At 45.1% G+C, this 24,386-nt stretch carries 19 protein-coding genes, 2 tRNA genes and 1 rRNA gene; 10 read left to right on the top strand and 12 right to left on the bottom strand.

The features are described 5' to 3' along the window. Positions 1-19 precede the first annotated feature (19 nt). The 3 genes from CWI32_RS02745 to trxA form a co-directional block, all read right to left on the bottom strand. The gene (locus CWI32_RS02745; RefSeq protein WP_100534578.1) at positions 20-307 is read right to left on the bottom strand and encodes a hypothetical protein; all 288 of its coding nucleotides are present in this window, start codon (positions 305-307) and stop codon (positions 20-22) included. A 401-nt stretch (positions 308-708) separates the two neighbouring features. Next, on the bottom strand, positions 709-1,977 hold the full coding sequence (gene rho / locus CWI32_RS02740; protein ID WP_005095808.1) for a transcription termination factor Rho: 1,269 nt from the start codon (positions 1,975-1,977) through the stop codon (positions 709-711). Between the two features lie 322 nt (positions 1,978-2,299). After that, positions 2,300-2,626, bottom strand: a complete 327-nt coding sequence (gene trxA, locus CWI32_RS02735; RefSeq protein WP_004278266.1) for a thioredoxin — start codon at positions 2,624-2,626, stop codon at positions 2,300-2,302. A gap of 259 nt (positions 2,627-2,885) precedes the next feature. Here trxA and ppx point away from each other — a divergent pair, with 259 nt between their 5' ends. From ppx to CWI32_RS02710, 5 genes are read left to right on the top strand one after another with little or no spacing between them, the layout of a single operon-like run. Further along, positions 2,886-4,406, top strand: coding sequence for an exopolyphosphatase (gene ppx / locus CWI32_RS02730; RefSeq protein ID WP_005095810.1), 1,521 nt, complete (start codon positions 2,886-2,888; stop codon positions 4,404-4,406). 30 nt (positions 4,407-4,436) lie between these two features. Continuing rightward, complete coding sequence (locus tag CWI32_RS02725) at positions 4,437-5,261, top strand: acetyl-CoA carboxylase carboxyltransferase subunit alpha (protein ID WP_005095813.1); 825 nt, start codon at positions 4,437-4,439, stop codon at positions 5,259-5,261. After that, a complete protein-coding gene (tilS, locus tag CWI32_RS02720) occupies positions 5,198-6,574 on the top strand; it encodes a tRNA lysidine(34) synthetase TilS (protein ID WP_100534577.1) in 1,377 nt (458 codons plus the stop codon). The genes CWI32_RS02725 and tilS overlap by 64 nt, the downstream gene beginning before the upstream one ends. 2 nt (positions 6,575-6,576) lie before the next feature. Then, on the top strand, positions 6,577-7,416 hold the full coding sequence (proC, locus tag CWI32_RS02715) for a pyrroline-5-carboxylate reductase (protein ID WP_005095818.1): 840 nt from the start codon (positions 6,577-6,579) through the stop codon (positions 7,414-7,416). Between the two features lie 19 nt (positions 7,417-7,435). Then, on the top strand, positions 7,436-8,005 hold the full coding sequence (locus CWI32_RS02710; RefSeq protein WP_005095820.1) for a YggT family protein: 570 nt from the start codon (positions 7,436-7,438) through the stop codon (positions 8,003-8,005). A gap of 303 nt (positions 8,006-8,308) precedes the next feature. Here CWI32_RS02710 and polA read toward each other — a convergent pair whose 3' ends face one another. Next, positions 8,309-11,071: a DNA polymerase I gene (gene polA, locus CWI32_RS02705; protein ID WP_100534576.1), complete on the bottom strand. Its 2,763-nt coding sequence runs from the start codon at positions 11,069-11,071 to the stop codon at positions 8,309-8,311. A 161-nt stretch (positions 11,072-11,232) separates the two neighbouring features. Here polA and CWI32_RS02700 point away from each other — a divergent pair, with 161 nt between their 5' ends. Next, a complete protein-coding gene (locus CWI32_RS02700; RefSeq protein ID WP_100534575.1) occupies positions 11,233-13,941 on the top strand; it encodes a DUF2339 domain-containing protein in 2,709 nt (902 codons plus the stop codon). 47 nt (positions 13,942-13,988) lie between these two features. Here CWI32_RS02700 and CWI32_RS02695 read toward each other — a convergent pair whose 3' ends face one another. Beyond that, positions 13,989-14,912, bottom strand: a complete 924-nt coding sequence (locus tag CWI32_RS02695) for a mechanosensitive ion channel family protein (RefSeq protein WP_005095828.1) — start codon at positions 14,910-14,912, stop codon at positions 13,989-13,991. A 9-nt stretch (positions 14,913-14,921) separates the two neighbouring features. Next, a complete protein-coding gene (locus CWI32_RS02690) occupies positions 14,922-15,701 on the bottom strand; it encodes a DUF432 domain-containing protein (protein ID WP_167381259.1) in 780 nt (259 codons plus the stop codon). A gap of 144 nt (positions 15,702-15,845) precedes the next feature. Here CWI32_RS02690 and gspE point away from each other — a divergent pair, with 144 nt between their 5' ends. Beyond that, the gene (gene gspE / locus CWI32_RS02685; RefSeq protein WP_005172539.1) at positions 15,846-17,333 is read left to right on the top strand and encodes a type II secretion system ATPase GspE; all 1,488 of its coding nucleotides are present in this window, start codon (positions 15,846-15,848) and stop codon (positions 17,331-17,333) included. A 49-nt stretch (positions 17,334-17,382) separates the two neighbouring features. Here gspE and CWI32_RS02680 read toward each other — a convergent pair whose 3' ends face one another. The 6 genes from CWI32_RS02680 to CWI32_RS02655 form a co-directional block, all read right to left on the bottom strand. Continuing rightward, positions 17,383-17,775, bottom strand: coding sequence for a DUF4951 domain-containing protein (locus tag CWI32_RS02680; protein ID WP_100534574.1), 393 nt, complete (start codon positions 17,773-17,775; stop codon positions 17,383-17,385). Between the two features lie 188 nt (positions 17,776-17,963). Beyond that, the gene (locus tag CWI32_RS02675) at positions 17,964-18,389 is read right to left on the bottom strand and encodes an organic hydroperoxide resistance protein (protein WP_100534573.1); all 426 of its coding nucleotides are present in this window, start codon (positions 18,387-18,389) and stop codon (positions 17,964-17,966) included. A gap of 102 nt (positions 18,390-18,491) precedes the next feature. After that, positions 18,492-19,319, bottom strand: coding sequence for a carbon-nitrogen hydrolase family protein (locus CWI32_RS02670; RefSeq protein ID WP_100534572.1), 828 nt, complete (start codon positions 19,317-19,319; stop codon positions 18,492-18,494). 20 nt (positions 19,320-19,339) lie between these two features. Beyond that, on the bottom strand, positions 19,340-19,858 hold the full coding sequence (gene gigB / locus CWI32_RS02665) for an anti-anti-sigma factor GigB (protein WP_004647542.1): 519 nt from the start codon (positions 19,856-19,858) through the stop codon (positions 19,340-19,342). A 112-nt stretch (positions 19,859-19,970) separates the two neighbouring features. Continuing rightward, on the bottom strand, positions 19,971-20,939 hold the full coding sequence (gene gigA / locus CWI32_RS02660) for an RsbU family protein phosphatase GigA (protein WP_005095839.1): 969 nt from the start codon (positions 20,937-20,939) through the stop codon (positions 19,971-19,973). Positions 20,940-21,041: 102 nt separating this feature from the next. After that, a complete protein-coding gene (locus tag CWI32_RS02655) occupies positions 21,042-21,932 on the bottom strand; it encodes an MlaA family lipoprotein (protein WP_074384079.1) in 891 nt (296 codons plus the stop codon). A 538-nt stretch (positions 21,933-22,470) separates the two neighbouring features. Here CWI32_RS02655 and CWI32_RS02650 point away from each other — a divergent pair. The 3 genes from CWI32_RS02650 to CWI32_RS02640 all read left to right on the top strand — a co-directional run bounded on the left by CWI32_RS02650 (position 22,471) and on the right by CWI32_RS02640 (position 24,294). Beyond that, positions 22,471-24,008, top strand: a 16S ribosomal RNA gene (locus CWI32_RS02650). A 60-nt stretch (positions 24,009-24,068) separates the two neighbouring features. Then, a tRNA-Ile gene (locus tag CWI32_RS02645) sits at positions 24,069-24,145 on the top strand. Positions 24,146-24,218: 73 nt separating this feature from the next. Beyond that, positions 24,219-24,294, top strand: a tRNA-Ala gene (locus CWI32_RS02640). Positions 24,295-24,386: the final 92 nt, after the last annotated feature.

The raw sequence follows: 24,386 nt of genomic DNA, 5'->3' as shown, positions 1-24,386 counted from the left end.
TACTGAATAATCTAAAAGATTATTGAGCAGCAGCTTCAGAAGCAGCAGTAGCGTCAGCAGCAGCTTCAGTAGCAACTGCAGCAGCAGCTTCAGCTTCAGATGCAGCGTCAACTTCAGCAGCAACTTCAACGTCAGTAGCTTCTACAGCAGCAGCGTCAGCAGCAGCTTCAGCTTCAGAAGCAGCTTCTACAGCTTCAGAAGCAGCTTGGTTAGCGTCAGCAGCAGCGTCGTCAGCTTTTTTAGCACAACCAACGAAAGCTAAAGTAGTAGCAACTGCAGCAGCAATAGCGATTTTTTTGAATAACATGGCATCACTCTCTAAAAATTGAGATTAAAAAAAACCAAAGTTAGTCTGTTAAGTGCTTTTATTGTTCCTAATTGTGTTAGGGACTAACAACGCAGGAGCAGTCTAACTGGTCTGCAAATATGCTATCACTGCGCATTTTTAATTGCTACTGGCAATGATCAAAAAAGTACGGAAAAACGATAAAAAATAAGAAGTTTTTAACAGAAAATAACAATGGAATGAAACATTTAGATTGGAGAAAGGCTTGTTAAACACTTAAAAGTTATACAATTTTTAATCTGAATATTTTATTAATCAAAAACTTAAAAATAAGTTTACATAAATCAGGCTTGATTGTTTCATTCTGTAATTTATGTCAACCTAAAAAAGGCCACCGCTTAGGTGACCTTTCATTTGAAATTTTAATTTGAAGCTTTGCGTTTCATCTGATCAAAGAAATCATCATTGGTCTTGGTTTCTTTCATACGATCCAGTAAGAACTCCATCGCTGCCAATTCATCTTGAGTATGCAGCAGCTTACGCAGAATCCAGACTTTGCGCAGATTGTCTTCTGACATCAGGCGTTCTTCACGGCGAGTACCAGATTTCTTGATATTCATCGCAGGGAAGACACGTTTTTCAGCAATACGGCGATCCAGAGTAATTTCCTGGTTGCCTGTACCTTTGAATTCTTCGTAGATCACTTCATCCATCTTGCTGCCTGTTTCAATCAGGGCAGTAGAGATAATGGTGAGTGAACCACCTTCTTCAATATTACGTGCAGCACCGAAGAAACGTTTAGGACGTTCTAATGCATGCGCATCTACACCACCGGTCAAAACCTTGCCTGATGAAGGAATCACCGTGTTATACGCACGTGCCAGACGGGTAATCGAATCCAGTAGAATCACCACATCTTTTTTGTGCTCAACCAGACGTTTGGCTTTTTCAATTACCATTTCAGCGACTTGAACATGACGTGCTGGTGATTCATCAAAGGTCGACGCAACCACTTCACCGCGAACGGTACGTTCCATTTCGGTGACTTCTTCTGGACGTTCATCAATGAGAAGAACAATCAGAATAGCTTCTGGGTTATTACGAACAATCGATTGCGCAATACTTTGCAGCAACATGGTTTTACCGGCTTTTGGCGGTGCCACAATGATTGAACGTTGACCTTTACCAATCGGTGCCACCAAGTCGATCACACGTGTGGTTAAATCTTCAGTGGTACCATTACCGAGTTCCATCACCAGCTGTTCAGTCGGGAACAATGGGGTCAAGTTTTCGAATAAGATTTTATTACGTGAATTTTCAGGGGTGTCGTAGTTAATCTGATTAACTTTAAGTAAGGCAAAATAACGTTCGCCTTCTTTTGGTGGACGAATAGTGCCAGTAATGGTGTCGCCAGTACGTAGGTTAAAACGACGAATTTGAGAAGGACTGACATAGATATCGTCAGGGCCTGCTAAATAAGAACCTGCGGCTGAGCGTAAAAAGCCAAAACCATCTGACAAAATTTCTAGAACGCCATCACCAAAAATCTCTTCGCCATTCATTGCATGACGTTTTAAGATGGCAAAAATAATGTCTTGCTTACGGTTACGAGCCATACCTTCAAGGCCCATAAACTCGGCAATCTTGATGAGTTCGCCAATCGGTTTTTTCTTGAGTTCGGTTAAATTCATAGGTGGTCAGATAGAATCAAAGTTCTGAGGTACAGGTTAGAAAGGGAGTAACACTCGGCCGCATACAAGCATTCAAACGAAAGCAATTGAATTTGCAAAAGAACAATTCAGAGATCTGTTTGAGTGTTTCAAAGAAAAATGTGAAAAACAATTTCTATTGCCGAGCGGCATCTTATGTAATGTGTCTTGTAAGAAATTGGCAGGATTTAAGATCCTTTATCTCTTGAGTAGCAAATATAAGAGAAAATGTCGGCTTTGTCAATTTATAGCCGAAAAAAATACGCGATTGTCAGTCGCGTATTTTTTACTGAAAATGCTGGGCTTAGATATTGTCATCAATAAACGCAGTCAGTTTAGATTTTGGCGCAGCACCCACTTGAGTTGCAACAACTTCACCATTTTTGAACATCAACAAAGCCGGGATATTACGGATGTTGAAATTTACGGCAGTTTGTTCGCAAGAAGTTACGTCAACTTTCACGATTTTAACTTTGCCCTGGTATTCATCAGCAAGCACTTCTAGTACGGGTGCAATTGCTTTACATGGTGCACACCAGCCCGCCCAGAAGTCGACCAGTACAGGTACGTCTGATTGAAGAACGTCTGCTTCGAAGTTTGCGTCAGTAGTGTTTACGATGTTGCCAGACATGGAATGTGCTCCAGATTAATATTTTAAAGATAACTAATTATTAGTATTACATAGCCATCTTTAACAATGTAGGGGAATCTGTAAATTTTCAATGCTTAATGTTATTTTGTCTAATGGATGATCACGATAGTGATGATCGTGTCCTACTATTGTTCCCGATATAAAAAGAATCATGCATCAAATTGTCGCTACAAATGGCTTTTAAATTGCATGCATGTGAATTACTCTAAGCACAATTCGTTAAAGGTTTATTTCCGGAATGTCTGACTTTTTGATTGATGAAGAATTACTTGCCGCCATCGATATGGGATCAAATAGCTTTCATTTGGCCATCGCACGTGTAGATCATGGCGAAGTTAAAAAAGTGGCATCAATGTCAGAAAAAGTTCAGCTTGCCGCCGGACTCGATGAAAATAAAAATTTAACCGAAGCTGCACAGCAACGGGGTTTGGCCTGTCTGGCACGTTTTGTCGGACGTTTAGGTGCAGTTCAGCCAAATCGTTTACGGATTGTGGCGACCAATGCCTTGCGTCAAGCCAAAAATGGGCATGAATTTATTCAAAAAGCTGCAGAAATTCTACCCAAGCCAATCGAAATTATTGCCGGCCGTGAAGAAGCCCGTCTGATTTATCTCGGGGTTTCGCATACCATGGCCAACAGTGGTCGTCGTCTGGTGGTTGACATCGGTGGCGGTTCGACTGAGCTGATTATTGGTGAAGAGTTCGAGCCGATTCATACTGAATCGGTGCAGATGGGCTGTGTCGCCTTTACCAAGGCTTATTTTCAGGATGGTGAGATCAGTGCCAAAGCTTTTGATAAAGCGGTTACTGCGGCGCGTAAAGAAATCTCCGGAATTGCCAATACCTATAAAGAAGCCGGCTGGGATGCGGTGGTCGGTTCCAGTGGCACGATCAAGGCCTGTCGTCAGATTTGTATCAATATGGGCTGGAGCAATGACAAAGAACAGCTCACCCGTGAAGGCCTGGAAAAACTCAAAGACAAACTGCTCAAATATAAATATGTCTCGGATATGGAATTCGAAGGTCTCAAAGAAGACCGCCGCGCGGTATTGCCGGCTGGGATTGCCATTCTCTATGCTGTGTTTGATGTGCTCGGAATTAATCATCTGGTTTATTCGGATGGTGCGCTGCGTGAAGGCGTGATGTATGACTTGCTTGGCCGTTTCAAGCATGAAGATATCCGTGATCGTTCCGTACATGCCCTGATTGGTCGTTATAATGCCGATGCCAAACAGGCCGAGCGTGTGGTCCAGACTGCACAAAAACTGTTTAATGACGTGGAACATGAACTGGGCCTGACGATAGAGGATAGCGATCTGTTACGTCGTGCTGCCTATCTGCATGAGATTGGTTTGGCGATCAGCCATAGTGGTTATCATCGTCATGGTGCCTATTTATTACAACACTCGGATATTGCCGGTTTCTCACAAGTCGACCAAAATCATTTGTCACATTTGGTCGCACACCATCGCCGCAAATTGCGCGTTGATGCCAAGCATGATGTGATGAAAGTCGGTGGATCGAAACTTTTATGGTTATGTTTGCTGCTTCGTCTGTCGGTTTTGGTCAATCACAGTCGTAGTGATGAGATGCTTCCTGCCATTGAACTTAAGGTTGAAAATGCGCAACAATGGCAGCTCAGCGTGTCTGGTGATGCCAAACAATGGCCATTGCTGGTGGCTGAACTGCATGATGAACAGCAGCAATTTAAAAATTGGGAGATTGAACTCTCGATTCAATCCGAACAGTTTGTTAATTAATACCTTTATAGGGATGAAAACGGTTAACCTATGAAAAATAAAGCGACTCCATCAAAAGCATGGGCGACAGTGCAGATTGCACGTCATCCGGAACGTCCACAATTTCTGGACTATGTGGGTGAAATATTCACTGAATTTGATGCTTTACATGGTGACCGCCTATATGGTGATGATGGTGCGATGATCGGTGGTCTGGCTCGTTTTGATGGTCAACCGGTGATGATCGTCGGTCAGCATCGTGGTCGTAGTACCCGTGAAAAATTACAGCATAATTTTGGCATGAGTAACCCTGAGGGTTATCGTAAGGCGCAGCGTCTGTTAGATATGGCTGAACGTTTTAATCTGCCAGTCTTCACCTTTATTGATACCATGGGTGCTTATCCGGGAGTTGGTGCAGAAGAACGTGGTCAGGCTGAAGCCATTGCCACCAGTCTGGCGCAGCTTTCCAATTTGAAAGTACCGGTGATTGCAACTGTACTCGGTGAAGGCGGTTCAGGTGGCGCACTGGGTATTGGTGTGGCAGACCGTGTGGTGATGCTGTCTCACAGTATCTATTCAGTGATTTCACCTGAAGGCTGTGCATCGATTCTTTGGAAAACTGCCGAAAAAGCCGAACAGGCCAGTGAAGCCTTGGCGCTGACTGCAGAAAAATTGCAGAAAATGGGCATTGTAGAATATGTGGTGGATGAAGGTGAGGGCGCTCATTTAAATCCGGATCATGTCATGAACAGCTTGAAAGCAGTGTTGAAAGAAGCTTTGAATGAACTGCAACCAATGGAAGCGCAAGCACGATGCGAAGCACGTTACCAACGTTTAATGAAGTTTGGCAGCGACAATTTAGGTCTGGTTTCTTAAAACAGCTGCAGGGCTTTCCTGCAGAGACAAAATTTCTCATCGGGTGCAGTGGCGGCGTAGATTCTATGCTGCTACTGCATCTGATGTTTTTTTTATGCCCGGAAAAAGTTCGGGCGATTTATGTCGATCATCAATTACAAGTTTTCAGTGCAGATTGGGGTAAGTTTGTGGCTGATCGATGCCAGCAACTGAGTATTCCCTGCATCATCCAGCCGGTTCGGGTCGAAAATGGCAATCTGGAACAGCAAGCGCGTCATTGCCGTTATCAGGCTTATTTACAACATTTGCAAACGGATGAAATTCTGGTGTTGGCGCATCATCAACAGGATCAGGCAGAAACCTTAATGCTACGTTTATTGTCTGGTGCTGGCGTGGATGGTTTGGCGGCCATGAAACAGGTTGATGTACGTGAAAATCTCACCATTTGGCGGCCACTGCTGGATATTTCCCGTGAGCAGATTTGCCAATGGGCAAAACACTTAAATATTCAAAATATTGAAGATCCGAGCAATGCTGATACCCATTATGACCGGGCCTGGGCACGCCAGACCTTGTGGCCAGTTTTGAGTGAACGTTATCCGAAAATGCAGTCTGCGCTGGTACGCACCAGTGAACTGATGCAAGATGCCCAGGAAATTTTGCAAGAAGTATTACAACAAGATTTACAGGCGTGTGGAACCGATACGCAACTTGATTTGTCTAAACTTCTACAACTGTCAAGATCACGGCAACGCCAGTTACTCTCCGCCTGGATGAAAGGCGAAGCGCAGTATCGCCCCTCTTTAGATATGGTCGAGCGTCTGCAACGCGAGGTAATTCATGCCAAACCCGATGCGCAGGCGGCCTTACACTGGAAAGATTATTACTATGTACGCTATCAGCAGCAACTATATCGTTTGACAGAAGAGGTTTATTTGGCCGAGCAGCAACAGCTTCAAACTGGCCTAAAAACCTTGAAAATTGCGTTAAAAGATCATGTGCAGGTCTTGTCCGGAAAATATGTCATTGAATCTGCAAAGGTGGGTTTATCCACAGCATTATTGCAGCAGCCCTTATACTTGCAGCAGCGTCAGGGGGGTGAAAAGATCCATCTCTATGGTCGTGTTGGCGCCTGGCCGCTGAAAAAAGCCATTCAGGAAGCGCAAATATTTCCTTGGGTTCGGCATACTATTCAAATATTAAGCACAGATAATGTTATGCTAGGCGTGTTTACCCCTAAAGGATTTTGGTTGGCCCAATCTGCATATTGTGAAGCAGGGGGATGGCTGCCGATTTCGGTTTCTTCAACTTTAGAACTCAACAACGAGCATTAAACATGAGTGCAGCTTTAAATTGTAATATTAGTTTTATTGGTGGCGGTAATATGGCCCAAGCCTTAATTGGCGGCCTGATTTCGCGTGGTTTGCCAACAACACGTATTACAGTTTCTGATCCGGTCGAACAAGTCCGTGCCTTACTGGCGGAAAAAGAAATCAATGTGACCGATGATAATAGCGCTGCAATTCAGGATGCAGATATTGTGGTGTTTGCGGTAAAGCCTCAAGTTTTGGCACAAGTGTTACAGCCTTTAAAAGGTCTGGTCAATGATAAGCTGATTATTTCCATTGTTGCCGGTGCGGAAATAGCGACATTGGCAAGCTTATTGGGGACAGCGCGTATTGTACGGGTCATGCCGAATACGCCAGCCTTGGTACAAACCGGGGCGCATGGTCTATACGCCCATGAAGATGTAGAAAATAGTGACCGTGATTTGGCCAGTCAGGTTTTAGCCTCTACGGGCTTGACCATTTGGGTGAATTCAGAAGCGCAAATTGATGCGGTGACTGCTGTATCGGGTTCGGGGCCGGCTTACTTTTTCTATATGATGGAAAGTATGATTCGTGCGGGCAAAAATTTAGGGCTGGATGAAAAAGTGGCTACGGCGCTGACCTTGCAAACGGCTTTAGGTGCGGCACAAATGGCGATCACCAGTTCGAACACCCCAGCCGAGCTGCGTAAAAATGTGACCTCTCCAAATGGAACGACACAGGCAGCCCTTGAAGTCTTTGATCGCGCCCAGATTTCTCAAAATATTCAGGCCGCACTTGCCGCTGCACAAAAACGCAGTCAAGAACTGGCACAAGAGCTCAGTGAAAGCAGCAAATCTTCAGTTTAATTTTTAGGAACGTTCAAGTATGGGTGCAAATTCTGCGCTAATTTTTGGCATTATCATTAACGTCGCGATTTTGCTCGTATTCTTCCGATTTTTAATGCAATTGGCTGCTGTCAGCCCCTACAATCCCGTGGTTCTTTCGACTGTAAAAGCCACTAAAATTGTAGATGTGTTTGGTCGAATTTTCCCAACTTTGGCCAAAGGCCGTGTCAATACTGCCGCTTTGGCATTATTGGTGGTACTGTATTTGCTGAAAATTTTCGGCATGATGTATCTCTCTGGTGGCATGCCGAATGGTCCTGTGCATTTACTGATTTTGACCTTTGTCACCATGATGCAGGACTTGATCCGTTTCTGTCGTTATTTGATTTTCGCTACGATTATCTTAAGTTGGGTGGTGATGTTTACTCAGTCTCGTTCACCGTATATTGAAGTGGTTCAGGAGTTGGCTGAACCATTGCTGGCACCTTTCCGTAAGATTATGCCAAATATGGGGATGATTGATCTCTCTCCAATTTTTGCTATTTTAACCTTGATCATCATTGAAATGATCATGAACCAGGTGGCAATTGTATTGTTGACCGGTCTTTAATTGGATTCAAATAAAAAGGACGCTGAGGCGTCCTTTTTATTTGCGCCTCCTTTTTCTAAAGGGAGGTTGGGAAGGATTTAAATCTCCCCAAACCCCTCTTTTTCAAAGAGGGGCTTTACCTTACATCTTCCAACTCAAAATTATGGACTTCAAGAAAGGCATAGGAATAAGTAAATGAAAGTTCCTCTTCCTTTGGGATGGGGAGCATTGCTTCGTAAGGGAAGAGGGGATTAAAACTAACCTGCATCCCCTTGCCGAATATATGCCTCATCTCCTGTAGGGAGGAAGGGGCTTAGAGACACATTAATGCGCCTCATCCCAGTTTTTACCTTTACCGACTTCAACCACCAACGGTACAGAAATCTGCAATACCGATTGCATGACTTCAGCCAGTTTCGGTGCCAATTCATCGGCAATAGCTTCATCGACTTCAAACACCAGTTCATCGTGGACTTGCAACAGCATTTTGGCCTGATCTTTTGGCAACATCTTGTCGACTTCAATCATTGCCATTTTAATGATATCTGCAGCCGAACCCTGTAGCGGGGCATTAATTGCAGCACGTTCTGCCGCTTTACGCACCATCATATTACGAGCATCAATATCCGGTGTATATAAACGACGACCAGAAACGGTTTCGACAAAACCTTGATCGAGTGCCACCTGACGGGTGCGTTGCATATATTCATAAATCCCCGGATAACGATGGAAATACTGTTTAATGTATTCTTGTGACTCTTGACGAGTAAAGCCCAACTGACGGGTTAGACCGAATTCAGACATGCCATAGAGCAGACCAAAATTCACGGCTTTGGCTTGGCGACGTTGATCATTTGTCACCTCTTCAAAAGCGATGCCCAAAACTTCTGCTGCAGTACGACGATGCACGTCCTGACCGTGATTAAAGGCATGTACCAAGGCTTCGTCTTGGGAAAAATGCGCCATGAGGCGTAATTCAATTTGTGAATAATCGGCAGCGAGTAGCACACGACCTTTCGGTGCTACAAAAGCTTTACGAATTTGACGGCCAATTTTCTCGCGAATAGGAATATTTTGTAAATTTGGATCTGTTGAAGATAGACGACCCGTTGCAGTCAGCGCTTGATGATAACTGGTGTGTACGCGGCCACTGTCATTATTGGCTTGTTTGCATAAACCATCGGTATAGGTGCTTTTCAGTTTAGACAGGCCACGATATTCCAAAATCAATGCGGCAATCGGATGATCCAGTTTTTCTAAAATACTTTCACTGGTGCTGTATTGGCCAGTCGAGGTTTTCTTGCCGCCTTTGAGGCCCAGCTTATCAAACAAAATTTCACCGACTTGTTTTGGTGAGCTGACATTAAAACTTTGGCCTGCTAATTCAATAATCTGGTTTTCCAGATTCTGAATGGTTTGTGCAAATTCTTCACTGAGCTGGTCAAGGAAATGCACATCTAACTGAATGCCATTTTCTTCCATTTTCGTTAATACACGTGCCACCGGCATTTCAATGCGATGCAAAAGCTGACTTAATTCAGGATGGACTTTGAGTTTTTCATCCAAAACTTCATAAAGACGATAAGTGACATGAGCATCTTCAGCAGCATAATGTGCAGCGGTTTCCAGCGGAATCTGGTTAAAGGTTTTCTGTTTGGCTCCTTTACCGGCAACTTGTTCATAGGTCGTGGTCAGATGGCTCAAATACAGACGCGCCACATCATCCATACCATGACGGGTTGCCACAGAATTCAGCACATACGATGCCAGCATGGTATCAAAATACCAGCCTGCCAAATGAATACCATGGTTTTCCAGTACATGCGCATCATATTTCAGATGATGACCAATTTTCTGTACACTGTCATCTTCCAGAATCGGCTTGATCTGTGCCAAGATGACTTCACGATTGAGCTGTTCCGGTGCGCCTTCATAATCATGGGCCAAAGGAACATAGTAGGCATCGTTGGCATCAAAGGCGACCGAGAAGCCGACAATCTGCGCGATACGATAATCCAGACTGGTGGTTTCAGTATCAAAGGCAAAACGTTTTTCGCTACTTAAGCGCGCAAACAGCTTGTCCCAGTCCTGCTGGTTTAACACACTATGATAGGTTGCTTGACCTAGCTGATCATCGCCACTGGTCACAGAAGCATGATCTTCTGTGGTGTCTGGCAGAGTTGCTGGTTTGGCGGTAATGGATCTTGCCGCCTGTTTATAATTTGAATGATTCGGGTTGTTTGGGTGATCTAAGGATTGTAGCTGATTACGAAATTCCAGCTCGGTGTACAAATGACGTAAGGTCTCGACATTCGGCTCACCCAGTTTTAAATCGTCATAACCAAAGTTAAGATCCAGATCGATCACAATACTGGCCAGTTGATGGTCCAGTGCAATGCCATCCACATGCTCTTTAATATTTTGACCAACTTTGCCTTTGATCTTGTCGACATTTTCTAAAATGCCGCCAATCGAACCATATTCGGTTAGCAGTTTTGCCGCGGTTTTGGCACCGACACCCGGCACGCCCATGATGCCATCAGAAGCATCGCCCATCAGGGTCAGGTAATCAATAATCTGATTTGGCCATACGCCAAACTTTTCAAACACGCCATCGACATCCAGCGGCTTTTCTTTAAAGCTGTCTTCCAGGGTCACTTTGTCTGTGACCAATTGCGCCATATCTTTATCACCAGTCGAAATCAGCACCTGATGTCCCAAGGCTTCGGCACGTTTGGCCAATGTTCCGATAATGTCATCGGCTTCGGCACCCGGCAAGGTATGCAGGGGAATACCCAGTGCACGAATCAAGGCATGCAAATAAGGAATCTGTTCGGATAATTCCGTCGGCATGCTCGGGCGGTCACCTTTATAAATCGGTGAAAGCTCATGCCGGAACGTCGGTTCTGGCGTATCGAAAATCACCGCCATATGGGTCGGTTGGATCCGGCGCATCAGTTTTTGAATAGCAGAAATCGCACCACGAATTGCATTGGTATGTAAACCGGTTGACGTGGTTAATGGTGGCAGTGCGTGAAAGGCACGAAATAAAAAGTAAGAGCCATCGACCAAGACAAATGGTGGCATGTAATCAATTCCTTATTCAAAATACAGCGCTATTGTACGTGATTTTTACTACGCTCGCTGAGGCGAGTCTGAGTTTACAGCTTAGCGAATATCGGCTGAAGATGAAATAAGCAGCACAAGCTGTTGTATGATGGAATGATTCAGGAAAGAGAAATATAAGAATGGCTGCAGGACGCAATGAGTTACGCATGATCTGGCTGATTACTCTGCTAATTGTTGGGATCAGTGCTTGGTATCTGGATTATCAGATTGTGACTTATCTGTGTGGTGTGGGTTTTCTCTTCAGTGTGATGCAATATGTCAGCGCAGTAGAAGCCCCGCTACAGCAACTGGCTGCACAGCAGCAGAGGTCTCTGGAACGCAATTCGAAAGTTCCTTTATATGTCTCTTCAATTATTGCCATTGTCGGTGGGCTGGCCGAGCTTGACTGGTTGATGGGCATCGGGATTACCGCCTGGGTGTTCTTTTTACTCCGATGGCTGCAACGTCTGGAAGGGCGCTTGATACAGTTACAGTCGCAATCTTATTCTGCCGATCCACCACCCTCGACACCACCGAACTGGTCTGATGCTGCACCTGTGACTGCTCAACCGGCTCTAAATTCTCAGTCCACGCCTAATCTCATCGATCAAGTGCAGCGCTGGATCTTTCAGGGCAATCCGGTCTTAAAAGTCGCCATTAGTATTTTAGTGATCGGGATTATTTTGTTGCTGCGTTTTGCCACCGAGCACTGGCAGCTGAGTCTGGCTGCTAAATTAGGTCTGGTTGCGCTGGCCAGTTTGTTTGTAACAGGACTGGGCTATCGGCTGATTCCTAAAAACCGCAGTTTTGCTCTGGCGCTGGAAGGATTAGGTTTAGGGAGTTTGTTTCTGACATTATTCTTTGCCTATTACAATATGGTGATTCCAACACTACCGCTGGCAGCATGTGTATTTATCATCATTTTGGCAATGACGCTGTATTTAAGTCTGAAACAGGAAAGTATCGAACTGGCCTTGATGGCTTTGCTGATTGCTTATCTGGCGCCGTTTACCTTGCCAATCCGAGATGCTTCCGCTGTTGAGCTGATCAGTTATTACTTGCTGATTAATGTCGGGGTGGCAGTGCTGAGCAGCTTCCGCCCCTGGAAAATTCTCAATCAGATTGCCTTTTTAATTACGGCGATTGTCGGTGGAATGTATAGCCTGATTCATGGTGATACTCATGAGCGTTATGCCATGACTGCGCTGATTCTGGCGCATAGTGCGCTGTTTATCTGGCTGGGTTTTCGTTTTAGCCAGTTGCTGGCACGACAGGATTTGTCCCGTTTTCAGCTAAAACCGGTACTCGACTTGGCCTTGATTTTTGCCGCACCGATTACTGCTTATATTTTTCTGTATCTGATTCACTTTAATCAGCCCGATCAAAAACTCTGGCAAGCCGGTCTAAGTCTGTTGTTCGCAGGGGTCTTTGCCACTTGTTGGACTTTATTGCGCCAAAAACAAACGATTCAGCTTATTTCACAAAGTTATCTGAGTCTGATGCTGATTTTTCTGGCACTGGTGCCACCGATCTTATTGACCGAACAATGGAGTGTGGTTGGTTGGGCTGTGGAAGGGGTACTAATTTATCTGTGGGCCTTGGAAAAAAATGTCCGGGTAGCACACTATCTGAGCATGGGCTTATTGTTGATGGCCGGATTTAGCAGCCTGTATTATCTGGTCGAAATCAATCCCACACCGCGGATGATTTTCTGGATTTTGAGTCTGTGTTATGTGGCAGTGGTGGCGATCAGTCAGCTCAAAGAAAAATACCAGCAGCAACTGGATAGTCTGAGTATCAGTTTTTTAAGTAGTTTAAGTGTTGCAGCCAGTTTAATGCTCTTTACCTTGCTGGAAGATGAATTTTCGAGTCAGCATGCCTATGTGCTGAGTTTATTCATCATCACACTGGGCTATGTGCTGTTGAATGAAATGATTCTGCGCAAAAATCAGCAATGGTCCTGGTTGCTACCGAAGTGGAGTGGTATCTCACCCTTGCTGGTCATTGCAGTGATTTTGACACTGGATCGCAGTCAAAATGCGGTGATTGTCTGGGATAGCGGTCTGGAGCGCGGGGTTTTTGCCCTTTCAGCTATATTACTGGCCATGCTGTGGCTCAGACCGCTGGCTGGTTTGCAGCTATCCAAAGAATGGATGAGTTTGGGCGTTTTTAGCAGTTTGGCTTTGGCCAGTCTGTGTCTGATCCCGAGCATGCCTTATTTCAGTATGGTGATCTTACCTTTATTGTTTTGCCTGTGGTGCTATCGACAGGACCTGCAATCAGGCTGGCAGCAGCTTTGGCAAACCAAGTGTTGTTTATTGCTGATGGCCACTTGGCTGGTATGTTCACAGTTATTTAGTCAGCAAGCATTCCAGTATTACTGGTTGCCGATTCTGAATCCTTTTGACCTGATCAGTATCGCCATGTTTGCCAGTTTTATCTGGATGCTGTTGCAACAGATTAAGGTTGGCCGTGATAAAGGCATGATGGCAGTCTTGATGGTGTTGAGCCTGTTATGGCTTTCCAGTTATATGGTTTTAAGAGCTTTACATGTGTATTTACACACGCCGTTTAATGATCTGGAGCTATGGAGTAATGCGACGGTGCAACTCAGCTTGACTGTACTTTGGGTATTGCTGGCCTGGATCACCATGTGGACGGCGACCTTAAAAAACCTGAAGCCGATGTGGATTTTAGGCGGTAGTATTCTGGTGGTTGTGACCTTAAAATTGGTGCTCTTTGATCTGTCGCATATTGGCACCCTGACGCGAGTCATTTCCTTCTTGCTGGCAGGTGGGGTGATGCTGCTGATTGCCTATATTGCGCCGATGCCAGAGAAAACTGATTGAATCCTCTCCCTAAGCCTCTCCTTTAAAAAGGAGAGGGAATCGAAGGGTTATTTTAGATCAGGCTCTCTTTTGAGGGCCTTGTCATTGGCGTATTGGTCAATATCAACATTCTCTAAGGGGCGAGATAATGGATGGTCGACAAAGCCCATTTTCGGCACTGGAATTTCAATCTGGTTATCGACAAAGCCATTACGAATCCGTTCCTGCATTTCATCACGTACTTTCAGATAATTTTCCTGCTGGCACCAGATCGCAAACAGCAACTCGATGGATGATTCACGAAAGGCGGTAACGGTAACTGCAGGTTTCGGGTCAGCTAGCACCAGTGGATATTTATTGGCGACATCCAGCAGCACTTCTCGTACTTTAATAATATCTTCGTGGAAATTGATCGCCAGCGTAATCGGAATACGCCGTATCGGAAATTTTGACAGGTTCTGTACCGGCGCCCGAATCAGCTGTTCATTCGGCAAACGTACATAGATATTATCCTGCGTGAGGAGTTTGACTGAAAGCAGGTCAATCGAAATCACTTCACCTTCAATGGTATGCCCACGAATCAAGGTGATTTGAATAGTATCACCGACTTCGAAAGAACCCTCACCAATCAGGAACAGACCGCTGATCAGGTTGGATGCCGAGGTTTGTGACGCAAAACCCAAGGCTACGGTGAGAATCCCGGCGGCGCCAAGGAAGACACTCAGTTTAAAACCGGCTTCTTTCAGGCTGGCCATTACAAACAGCAGAAAAATAAAATAGAAAATCCCGCGGCGCCAGACCAGCTTCTGATGGGCATTAAAACGTACCCCAATGGTTCGAATAAAGGTATTTGAAATAAAGCGCGCAATCAGGAAACCAATAAAACATAACACCACCGCGACCAAAATTTCGGTTAAACGGTCGGTATTGATATTGGTAAATACTCCCTTCAGGCTGTTGGTGACTTCGGTCGGAATATTTGAACTTGGCATCAGACGCCCTTAGAAAAATGAATCAAACATATTAAATAAAGCGCCCGCCGGATCACGCGGTGGATGCAGATAGGCGACTTCACCGGCATTTGGCGGGGTACGGTTCTCCACCCGAATACGCGGTGGGCGGTCCGAACCTTCATGCAAGACCCGGATTTGCGAGGTCCATAAGCGCCCGGTACTTTCACTGTAAAATAACGGCAGGGCAGGCACCGGGACATTCATCCGGTCAAAGCGCAATTGCTGGTTACTGGTATTGTGAAATTCAATCGGTGTAACCGCACGAAAAGCGCGTGGATGCAATTGTTTCAGTTCAGTTCTGCCATCGACTGCAGTGGCATAGCAGATTTCACCTGAGCGATGATTCGGCCCAAACCAGGTGTCTTTTGGCAAGATCACCGGGAGATCAAAAATTGGTTCGCGCTGCCCCTCGACAAAACCGGCAATCCATAAGGGCGTGCTGATATAAAGCGTACCACGTTGTCCGGCAGGAATATAAATCGGATCAACCGGCTTGATCACCACCGAACGGTTTGCCAAACGTGGCATCAACTGTAATTTATTTTGGGTGGATTTGAACATATAACGTTCAATGTGCACCGGCGCTGGAAAGGCAAAGTTCGGATCATCAATCTGATGCCATTGCTGCTCATAATCATATTGCACCACAGGACGATAGTATTCCAGTCGCCATTCCTGAATGCCTCGAGTCAGACGAAACAGCAAGGAACCAAACTGCCAGGCTTTGGATTGATTTATTTCAAAAATCTGTTCTCCCCACCAGCGCATTTTCGCTGTATTCGGGATTAATTCATCTTTATCTTGCGGCAATGTTGGCACCCTTTCTTGCTAAATCTTTGAAAACATACTTCACGCTGTCATATGCTTAGAGTACACTCAATTTAAATTTTTTCATCATTATTATAATCCGCGATGCAAGTACTTAAACAATTACAAATCCCATATAGCTTCGCCAAGCGCCATGGTGTGCTGTTGCGTTATGAGGGAGATCAGGCCTTTATTCTGCGTCGTGACAATACCTCGATGCTTGCATTGCAGGAAGCGCGCCGTCTGCTCGGTTATCCGGCTCATTTTCAGCTGTGCAGCGAACAGGAATTTAACCAGTTACTCAGCTCCAGTTTTGCCGGAGATAGCGGCGAATCACAACAGGTGGCTGCGGGTCTGGAAGATCATCCGGATTTACTCAGTCTGGCCGATTCCGTACCTGAAGCTGAAGATCTGATGGATCAGGAAGATGATGCGCCGATTGTACGACTGATCAATGCATTATTGTCTGAAGCGATTCGGGTCGGGGCTTCCGATATTCATATTGAATCTTTTGAGAAAAAACTGTCGGTACGTTTACGGGTCGATGGCCAGCTCCGTGAAATTGTCCAGCCACGCCGTGAACTTGCGCCGCTTTTGGTCTCGCGGATTAAAGTCATGGCCAAACTGGATATTGCGGAAAAGCGCATTCCACAAGATGGTCGTATTTCCTTGCGTCTGGCCGGACGTGAAGTCGATGTCCGTGTATCTACTTTGCCATCCTCTCATGGTGAGCGTGTGGTGATGCGTCTGCTGGACAAGCAGGCCGGTCGTTTAAATATGACCCATTTGGGCTTGATGAATAATGACTATGATCGACTGAAAACTCTGGTGCATCGTCCACACGGCATTATTTTAGTCACTGGCCCCACCGGTTCGGGTAAAACCACCACCTTATATGCCGCACTTTCTGACCTGAATGATGGTTCCAAAAACATCCTCACCGCTGAAGATCCGATTGAATATCAACTGGAAGGTATTGGTCAGACCCAGGTGAATACCAAAGTGGATATGACCTTTGCACGTGCCTTAAAAGCCATGCTGCGCCAAGATCCTGATGTGGTGATGGTGGGTGAAATTCGTGATCTGGAGACCGCAGAAATTGCGGTGCAGGCCTCCTTGACCGGGCATCTGGTGTTGTCGACCCTGCATACCAATACCGCGATTGGTGCTGTCACGCGTTTGAAGGATATGGGCATTGAGCCGTTCCTGCTTTCAAGTTCCCTGATTGGGGTAATTGCCCAGCGTCTGGTCAGAACGTTATGTCCGCATTGCGCGACCTGGCATGAAGCAGATGCTTTTGAAAAGAAACTGTTTGAAAATATTGAACATCCACAGGATTTAAGACTGCCGCAACCACAGGGTTGTGAACGCTGTGGCAATACTGGTTTTAGCGGGCGTACTGCGATTTATGAAATTGTGCCCGTCGATGATCATATGCGCCGTCTGGTTCATGGCAATGCGGCCGAATACGAAATAGAAAGTTATGCACGGCAGCAATCCGGTTCGATTCGGGATGATGGTCTGCGCAAGGTATTGGCAGGGAAAACTACCATTGAAGAAGTGTTACGGGTCACCAATGAAGCAGCAGAATAATTTTCTAATCTGCTGCTTTTAATGACTTGTCCTCAGGATATCTGGATATTTACCAGAGGCTGACGATTTTTTTCATCAGTTGGGCCCGAAAAGGTGCAGTCGGATTACCCGGATTCCGCTGAGTTTCATTTTCATAGAAGGTCTGCCAGGCCTGCGCCATTTCTAAAGTAACCCCATCCTGTTTCATTTTTTCAACATCGGCTGTGGTGACACGCTGGAAACGGACTTCGGCATCTTTGGGGCCAGCACCCCAACCAATGATACCTTTACCAAATTCAGGCAGAATCATATTGTTGGGTGTTGCAGGAATGGGCAGACGTTCAATCTCGGCATTAACTACAGATTTTACTTGGGGGTGAACTTTTTCTGAAATTTGCAGCTCTGCAAAAGAGGCTGTAGTAGTGATAAGCAGGAGAGAACTCAGAAGAACAGGTTTTAACATCAATATAAATCAGATAATTGTAAATAAGAATCATTATATATAAGTCCTTGAGTTTTTGCTGCTGTTTTCAAATGGGGGAAAGAAAAGTAGCTTTTGAGGAAAGATGAAGCGGGTAAATTTTGAAATTTATAATGAAGATTTAGCTATCCTGAAGCTATTTTTTCAGGATAGCTGTTAAACAAAAAAGTTTAGGTAATGACGTTTAAGTTCACATCAATATTATTGCGGGTCGCATTTGAGTATGGACAGACGATATGTGCAGCATCGACCAGTTTTTTTGCTTCTTCCTGATCCATGCCTTCAAGATGAATATTTAAGGTCACTTCAATACCAAACCCGGTAGGAATCGGACCAATACCGACATCACCTTCAATAAAAGCATCCTTACTGATATTAAGCTTATCGCGATTGGCGACAAATTTCATTGCACCCAAGAAACAGGCGGAATAACCTGCGGCAAAGAGCTGTTCAGGATTGGTTCCACCGCCTGGTCCCCCCATTTCTTTGGGTACGGCCAATTGAACGTCCAGAATCTGATCGTCAGAAATGGCGCGGCCATCACGGCCCCCTGTGGCTTTGGCATGTGCGGTGTAGACGGCTTTTTCTAATGACATGAGTTGAATCCCTGTTTATTTTTCATGAAGCTTCTATGCTCAGTGATTTCACCTGAAGAATAAGCAGGGATTTTGTTATTTTATGCAAGCAAATGACACGATTCAGGAAAGTTGCAGAAGTCTACGGTGTTGCATTAAAGGCATGGATTCACGGATTTTTTGCTGTTCACTTAAATCAAAGTCCACCGTAATCAAATGGGAGCCATCAGCATGGATCATATTCAACAGTTGGCCGCGGCTATTGGTGGCAGCTGCATGCCCCCAAGTCTGACGTTTTTCACCATGCCAGCCTTGTTGAGCAGCGCCAAGTACCGAACACTGGCTATCCATGGCACGGGTTTGCAGCAATAACTGCCAGTGCATTTCACCGGTGGTATAGGTAAATGCAGAAGGCGCAGTCAGCAGGTTTGCACCCTTAACACGTAAGCTTAAAGCCAGTTCTGGAAAGCGCAGGTCATAACAGACCATCAAGCCGATATTGCCAAAAGGAGTCTTGGCAACGACCACCTCTGTACCAGGCTCAAAGAATTTGGACTCCTGATAACCACCAACGGCATCGCCGACTTGCACATCAAACAAATGAATTTTGTCATAACGCGCTTCGGTTCGTTCAGGACTGATACACAGACTGACAGTACGCACCCGGCCATCTTGAATGATTGAACCATCCGGACGATAAGGGCAGGGCAAAGTCCCGGCCACAATCCAGGTTTGATATTGATGGGCAAGTTGTTCCAGACGTTGTTGAATGACTTCAAATTGTGCAGCAGTTTCGCGTTGTTTGCCTGCTGCGAAACAGACGAAATTTTCCGGGAAAACAATTAACTCAGCACCATTGGCCTTACTTTGTTGAATTAAAGACTCAATCTCCACAAAATTGGCGTCAATTTCATTTTGAGAATTCATTTGTGCAACAGAAAGTAAAGTCATGCGGTCCTCTTATATAGTCGTTATACCTTTTGCTCGGAGATTTTATCTAAATTGTCTTGCTCTTTCTGTAACTGTTTGACTAAAGGTTCAAACATATTCTGGTTGCTTTGATTTAGCTTCATCAAGGTTTTATGCGCATCCAGAACGGTATTTAGCATATTTTGATGCGTGACATGTTCTTCCATCAGCGCACGGGTGCAGACATTCGGATCGCCACAATAATTCAGAATCACAAACACCTGGCTCAGTCCCATACTGTTGGCCAAAGTAGTAATGTCGGAATTAGTGGAAAGCATAACAGCTTGGATATTATGTACTTGCTTGAGTTTCAGTCCTAACTTGGCCAAAACACCCAGTACGGTACTGTCAATAAAACTGGTTTCGGTGAGATCAACGATAGCGCCAACTACGTTGTCCTGCTGTTCAATTTTGTTCAGTAATTTGTCTAGACTAATACAAGATTGGGCACGCACTTCGCCGATAAGCTTAAAAATATGCGTTCCATTCAGACTTGCATATTCAACATGACCTGTTGACATATAAATGCCATTTGCAGAGAAGGATATTAAATTATCCCATAGGGTGTATTGATACTCAAGTAGCTGAAAGTGGTAATCAAATTAAGTGCTTATAAAGTCTGTAAATATACTGCTAATTTACGCGGATAAAGCTTAAAAAGGCGATATCGTCGGCCACATGTTCTGGAGCCTGAAATGACTCATTCTGCAAGTGATGTAATAATTGCGAAAATTGCTCATTTAATCCACCATCAAAGGGTTCCAGTGCACCATCTGAACAGATGATAAAACGGGCATTAGGGCTTAATACCCATTCGTTTTCTTCAACCTCAAGCTCTTCGGTCAGGCCTAAAGGGAAGCTGCTGGTAGAGAAAATCTTAGGTTCTTGATTGGGTTCAAATATAATCGGTGGGGGATAATGTCCGGCACTGGACCATTTTAATACATGGGTTTCCAGATTTAAAATCCCGGCAATCATGGTGATGTGCTTTTCAATATTTTCCTGCATTAGCATGCCGTTAAGCTTTTTAATCAGCTCGCGCGGCGTTTTGGAGCGACCGTGAAAAGCAGCCATCCAGGACGTGAGTAAACTACTGGTGACGCCATGTCCAGATACATCGGCCAAATAGAAAATCACTTCTTTGTCGCTAATTTTCCAGTAATCATACCAATCTCCTGAAAGATAGGCTGAAGGCTGAAAATAAGTTTCGACCTCATAATTGGTCAGTTTAATCGGGTTGGGTAACAATCTTTTTTGTAGTTCTGCCGCAGAAGGCAGATCACGGCTATCCTGGTTACGTTTATATTGCGCATCAATTTTTTGCAGCGCCAGGTCAGGATTTTCAGGAAGTTTATTCCAGATCCAGCCTGCCAGCGCCCCTTGCTCCCAAGCCTGAGCCAACGCTGTGCCTTCATGCTCTAAGGCCAGCACAATGGTAGGCAGATTCCACTTATATTTCAGATAGTCATGTACATCTGCAATTGCGATAATCGTAGAATCATACAGCTCATGATCATCCAGATAGATCATCTGAATATGCGGAAGCGTATCAAGTACCTGATCTAAATAGGGAATATCACGAGTCGGTTGAATGAAATACATAAAAAAGTGATTCGATCTCAGGGTTGGTTATAAGATGTACTATAACAAGCAAGGTATTGCTAGCGAACAGATTTCACTAGCAATCATACATCAAGCATGAACTTAAAGATCTTCTTCTGAAGATTCAATATTGTTCTCATCAAAAGGTATATCTTCAGAACTATCTTCTTCGAAGTCATCTTCTAGGAATAGGGTATCTTGTTCTGTACCTTTCTTTTCAGCAATCGCGTAATTGGTGCGTTGCAAATAAATATCCCGAATCTGGGCATAACGATCACCGGTCAGCACCCCTTCAACATCCAGTATTTCCGAGCGGTTATCAATGGCACGCCAGAACTGGTCGGTCCAGTAAAGCCCATCCTCATCTTCGAGAAGATATTTTTGTGGGCGGGTTTGACTATCTACAGCAGTACCAATTACCCCACGCACTGAACTTGGGCCTAAAAATGGCAACATAATATAAGGACCAGACGCAACACCATAATAACCCAAAGTAGTTCCAAATCTCTCGTCTTCATGACTTAAACCAAGGCGACGTGCCGGATCAGCCAAACCTAAGGTCGTTAAAGTATTAATGGTAAAACGTCCCAAGGATTTCGCTGCGCGGGTCGGACGGCCCTGAATCAGCTGATTGACTACATTCCAGGGTTCGCCCAGGTTATTACGGAAATTGGTGTAGCTACCGCGGACATCCTGTGGAACTTTCTCAACATACTGAACAGCTATAGGACGTACCACAGTACGGTCAATCGCATCATTAAACTGATAAATCTTTCTATTTAACGGTTGGAAAGGATCTTTGACTTCTTCAGCCTGTGCTGCACTGGCATCGACTTTTAGCTGTGTCTGTAATTGTTGTGCCTTGGCCGATATTTTGGTTCTGAGTGGCGTTTTCAAAGATTCATTTTCCACATCCGTGTTGACCTCTGCGAAAACATGTACGCTTGATACTAGAGAAAATAAGCATATAGATAAGTAAATAGAACGATGCATAAGGAAACCCGAGGCCTTGTCTGAGTAAGGAGCACTACTTATTAGTATAAAAATAATAAACGTTATATTCACGAATAGACATCATTTAAGCAAATTTGTATAAAAAATGAATGAAAATACACAAAAAGAGTAAAAAATGTACATGCAAAATAATTTTCTTGAAAAAGGTGTTGCAAGCGCCCTGAAATCCTGTAGAATGCACATCCATCGGCAGTGATGAAGATTAAAACTTCTGATAAAACAGTAACTTAGCACGAAGTGTTAAGATTAGGTTTTGTTGGTTAAGTTTAAATTAATTTGAATTACGGATTGACACTTTAGAAATTCAGTGTAATATAGCCGACCTAGCTTGCTGGTGACGAATCAGCAAGAAGATCATTAAGAGATTATGAAGAACAACTTGTGTGGATTTTTACTGGTTGATTGATCGAAATTATTTTCATTGATTGATGGTAGAAATGACTCGAAGTTTATTTGAGAAATATTTGTCAGAAAATTGATGAGCCAAGATTGGTGTCCTTTAGSCACTACTGATTTTAAACTGAAGAGTTTGATCATGGCTCAGATTGAACGCTGGCGGCAGGCTTAACACATGCAAGTCGAGCGGGGGAAGTTGCTTCGGTAACTGACCTAGCGGCGGACGGGTGAGTAATGCTTAGGAATCTGCCTATTAGTGGGGGACAACATCTCGAAAGGGATGCTAATACCGCATACGTCCTACGGGAGAAAGCAGGGGATCTTCGGACCTTGCGCTAATAGATGAGCCTAAGTCGGATTAGCTAGTTGGTGGGGTAAAGGCCTACCAAGGCGACGATCTGTAGCGGGTCTGAGAGGATGATCCGCCACACTGGGACTGAGACACGGCCCAGACTCCTACGGGAGGCAGCAGTGGGGAATATTGGACAATGGGGGGAACCCTGATCCAGCCATGCCGCGTGTGTGAAGAAGGCCTTTTGGTTGTAAAGCACTTTAAGCGAGGAGGAGGCTACTTAGATTAATACTCTAGGATAGTGGACGTTACTCGCAGAATAAGCACCGGCTAACTCTGTGCCAGCAGCCGCGGTAATACAGAGGGTGCAAGCGTTAATCGGATTTACTGGGCGTAAAGCGCGCGTAGGTGGCCAATTAAGTCAAATGTGAAATCCCCGAGCTTAACTTGGGAATTGCATTCGATACTGGTTGGCTAGAGTATGGGAGAGGATGGTAGAATTCCAGGTGTAGCGGTGAAATGCGTAGAGATCTGGAGGAATACCGATGGCGAAGGCAGCCATCTGGCCTAATACTGACACTGAGGTGCGAAAGCATGGGGAGCAAACAGGATTAGATACCCTGGTAGTCCATGCCGTAAACGATGTCTACTAGCCGTTGGGGCCTTTGAGGCTTTAGTGGCGCAGCTAACGCGATAAGTAGACCGCCTGGGGAGTACGGTCGCAAGACTAAAACTCAAATGAATTGACGGGGGCCCGCACAAGCGGTGGAGCATGTGGTTTAATTCGATGCAACGCGAAGAACCTTACCTGGTCTTGACATAGTAAGAACTTTCCAGAGATGGATTGGTGCCTTCGGGAACTTACATACAGGTGCTGCATGGCTGTCGTCAGCTCGTGTCGTGAGATGTTGGGTTAAGTCCCGCAACGAGCGCAACCCTTTTCCTTATTTGCCAGCGGGTTAAGCCGGGAACTTTAAGGATACTGCCAGTGACAAACTGGAGGAAGGCGGGGACGACGTCAAGTCATCATGGCCCTTACGACCAGGGCTACACACGTGCTACAATGGTCGGTACAAAGGGTTGCTACCTAGCGATAGGATGCTAATCTCAAAAAGCCGATCGTAGTCCGGATTGGAGTCTGCAACTCGACTCCATGAAGTCGGAATCGCTAGTAATCGCGGATCAGAATGCCGCGGTGAATACGTTCCCGGGCCTTGTACACACCGCCCGTCACACCATGGGAGTTTGTTGCACCAGAAGTAGGTAGTCTAACCGCAAGGAGGACGCTTACCACGGTGTGGCAGATGACTGGGGTGAAGTCGTAACAAGGTAGCCGTAGGGGAACCTGCGGCTGGATCACCTCCTTAACGAAAGATTGACGATTGGTAAGAATCCACAACAAGTTGTTCTTCATACGATGTATCTGAGGGTCTGTAGCTCAGTTGGTTAGAGCACACGCTTGATAAGCGTGGGGTCACAAGTTCAAGTCTTGTCAGACCCACCAAATCTGACTAACGCAGCATGAGAGTGCTGAAGCAAACAGAACGAATCAGAATACATTGACTTATTGATAAGCTGGGGACTTAGCTTAGTTGGTAGAGCGCCTGCTTTGCACGCAGGAGGTCAGGAGTTCGACTCTCCTAGTCTCCACCATCATTTAAGATAAGTTGTTAGATTATAGAATTTAGTAAGTTTAAGCTTATTAAGTTCTGTGATTTATCACAGCGTCTAGACCTGACGAAGGC

The sequence above is a fragment of the Acinetobacter pseudolwoffii genome, from assembly GCF_002803605.1.
GTDB lineage: Bacteria > Pseudomonadota > Gammaproteobacteria > Pseudomonadales > Moraxellaceae > Acinetobacter > Acinetobacter pseudolwoffii.
Note: the sequence above shows the minus strand (reverse complement) of the source record. Positions and strands in the feature narration are given on the sequence as shown.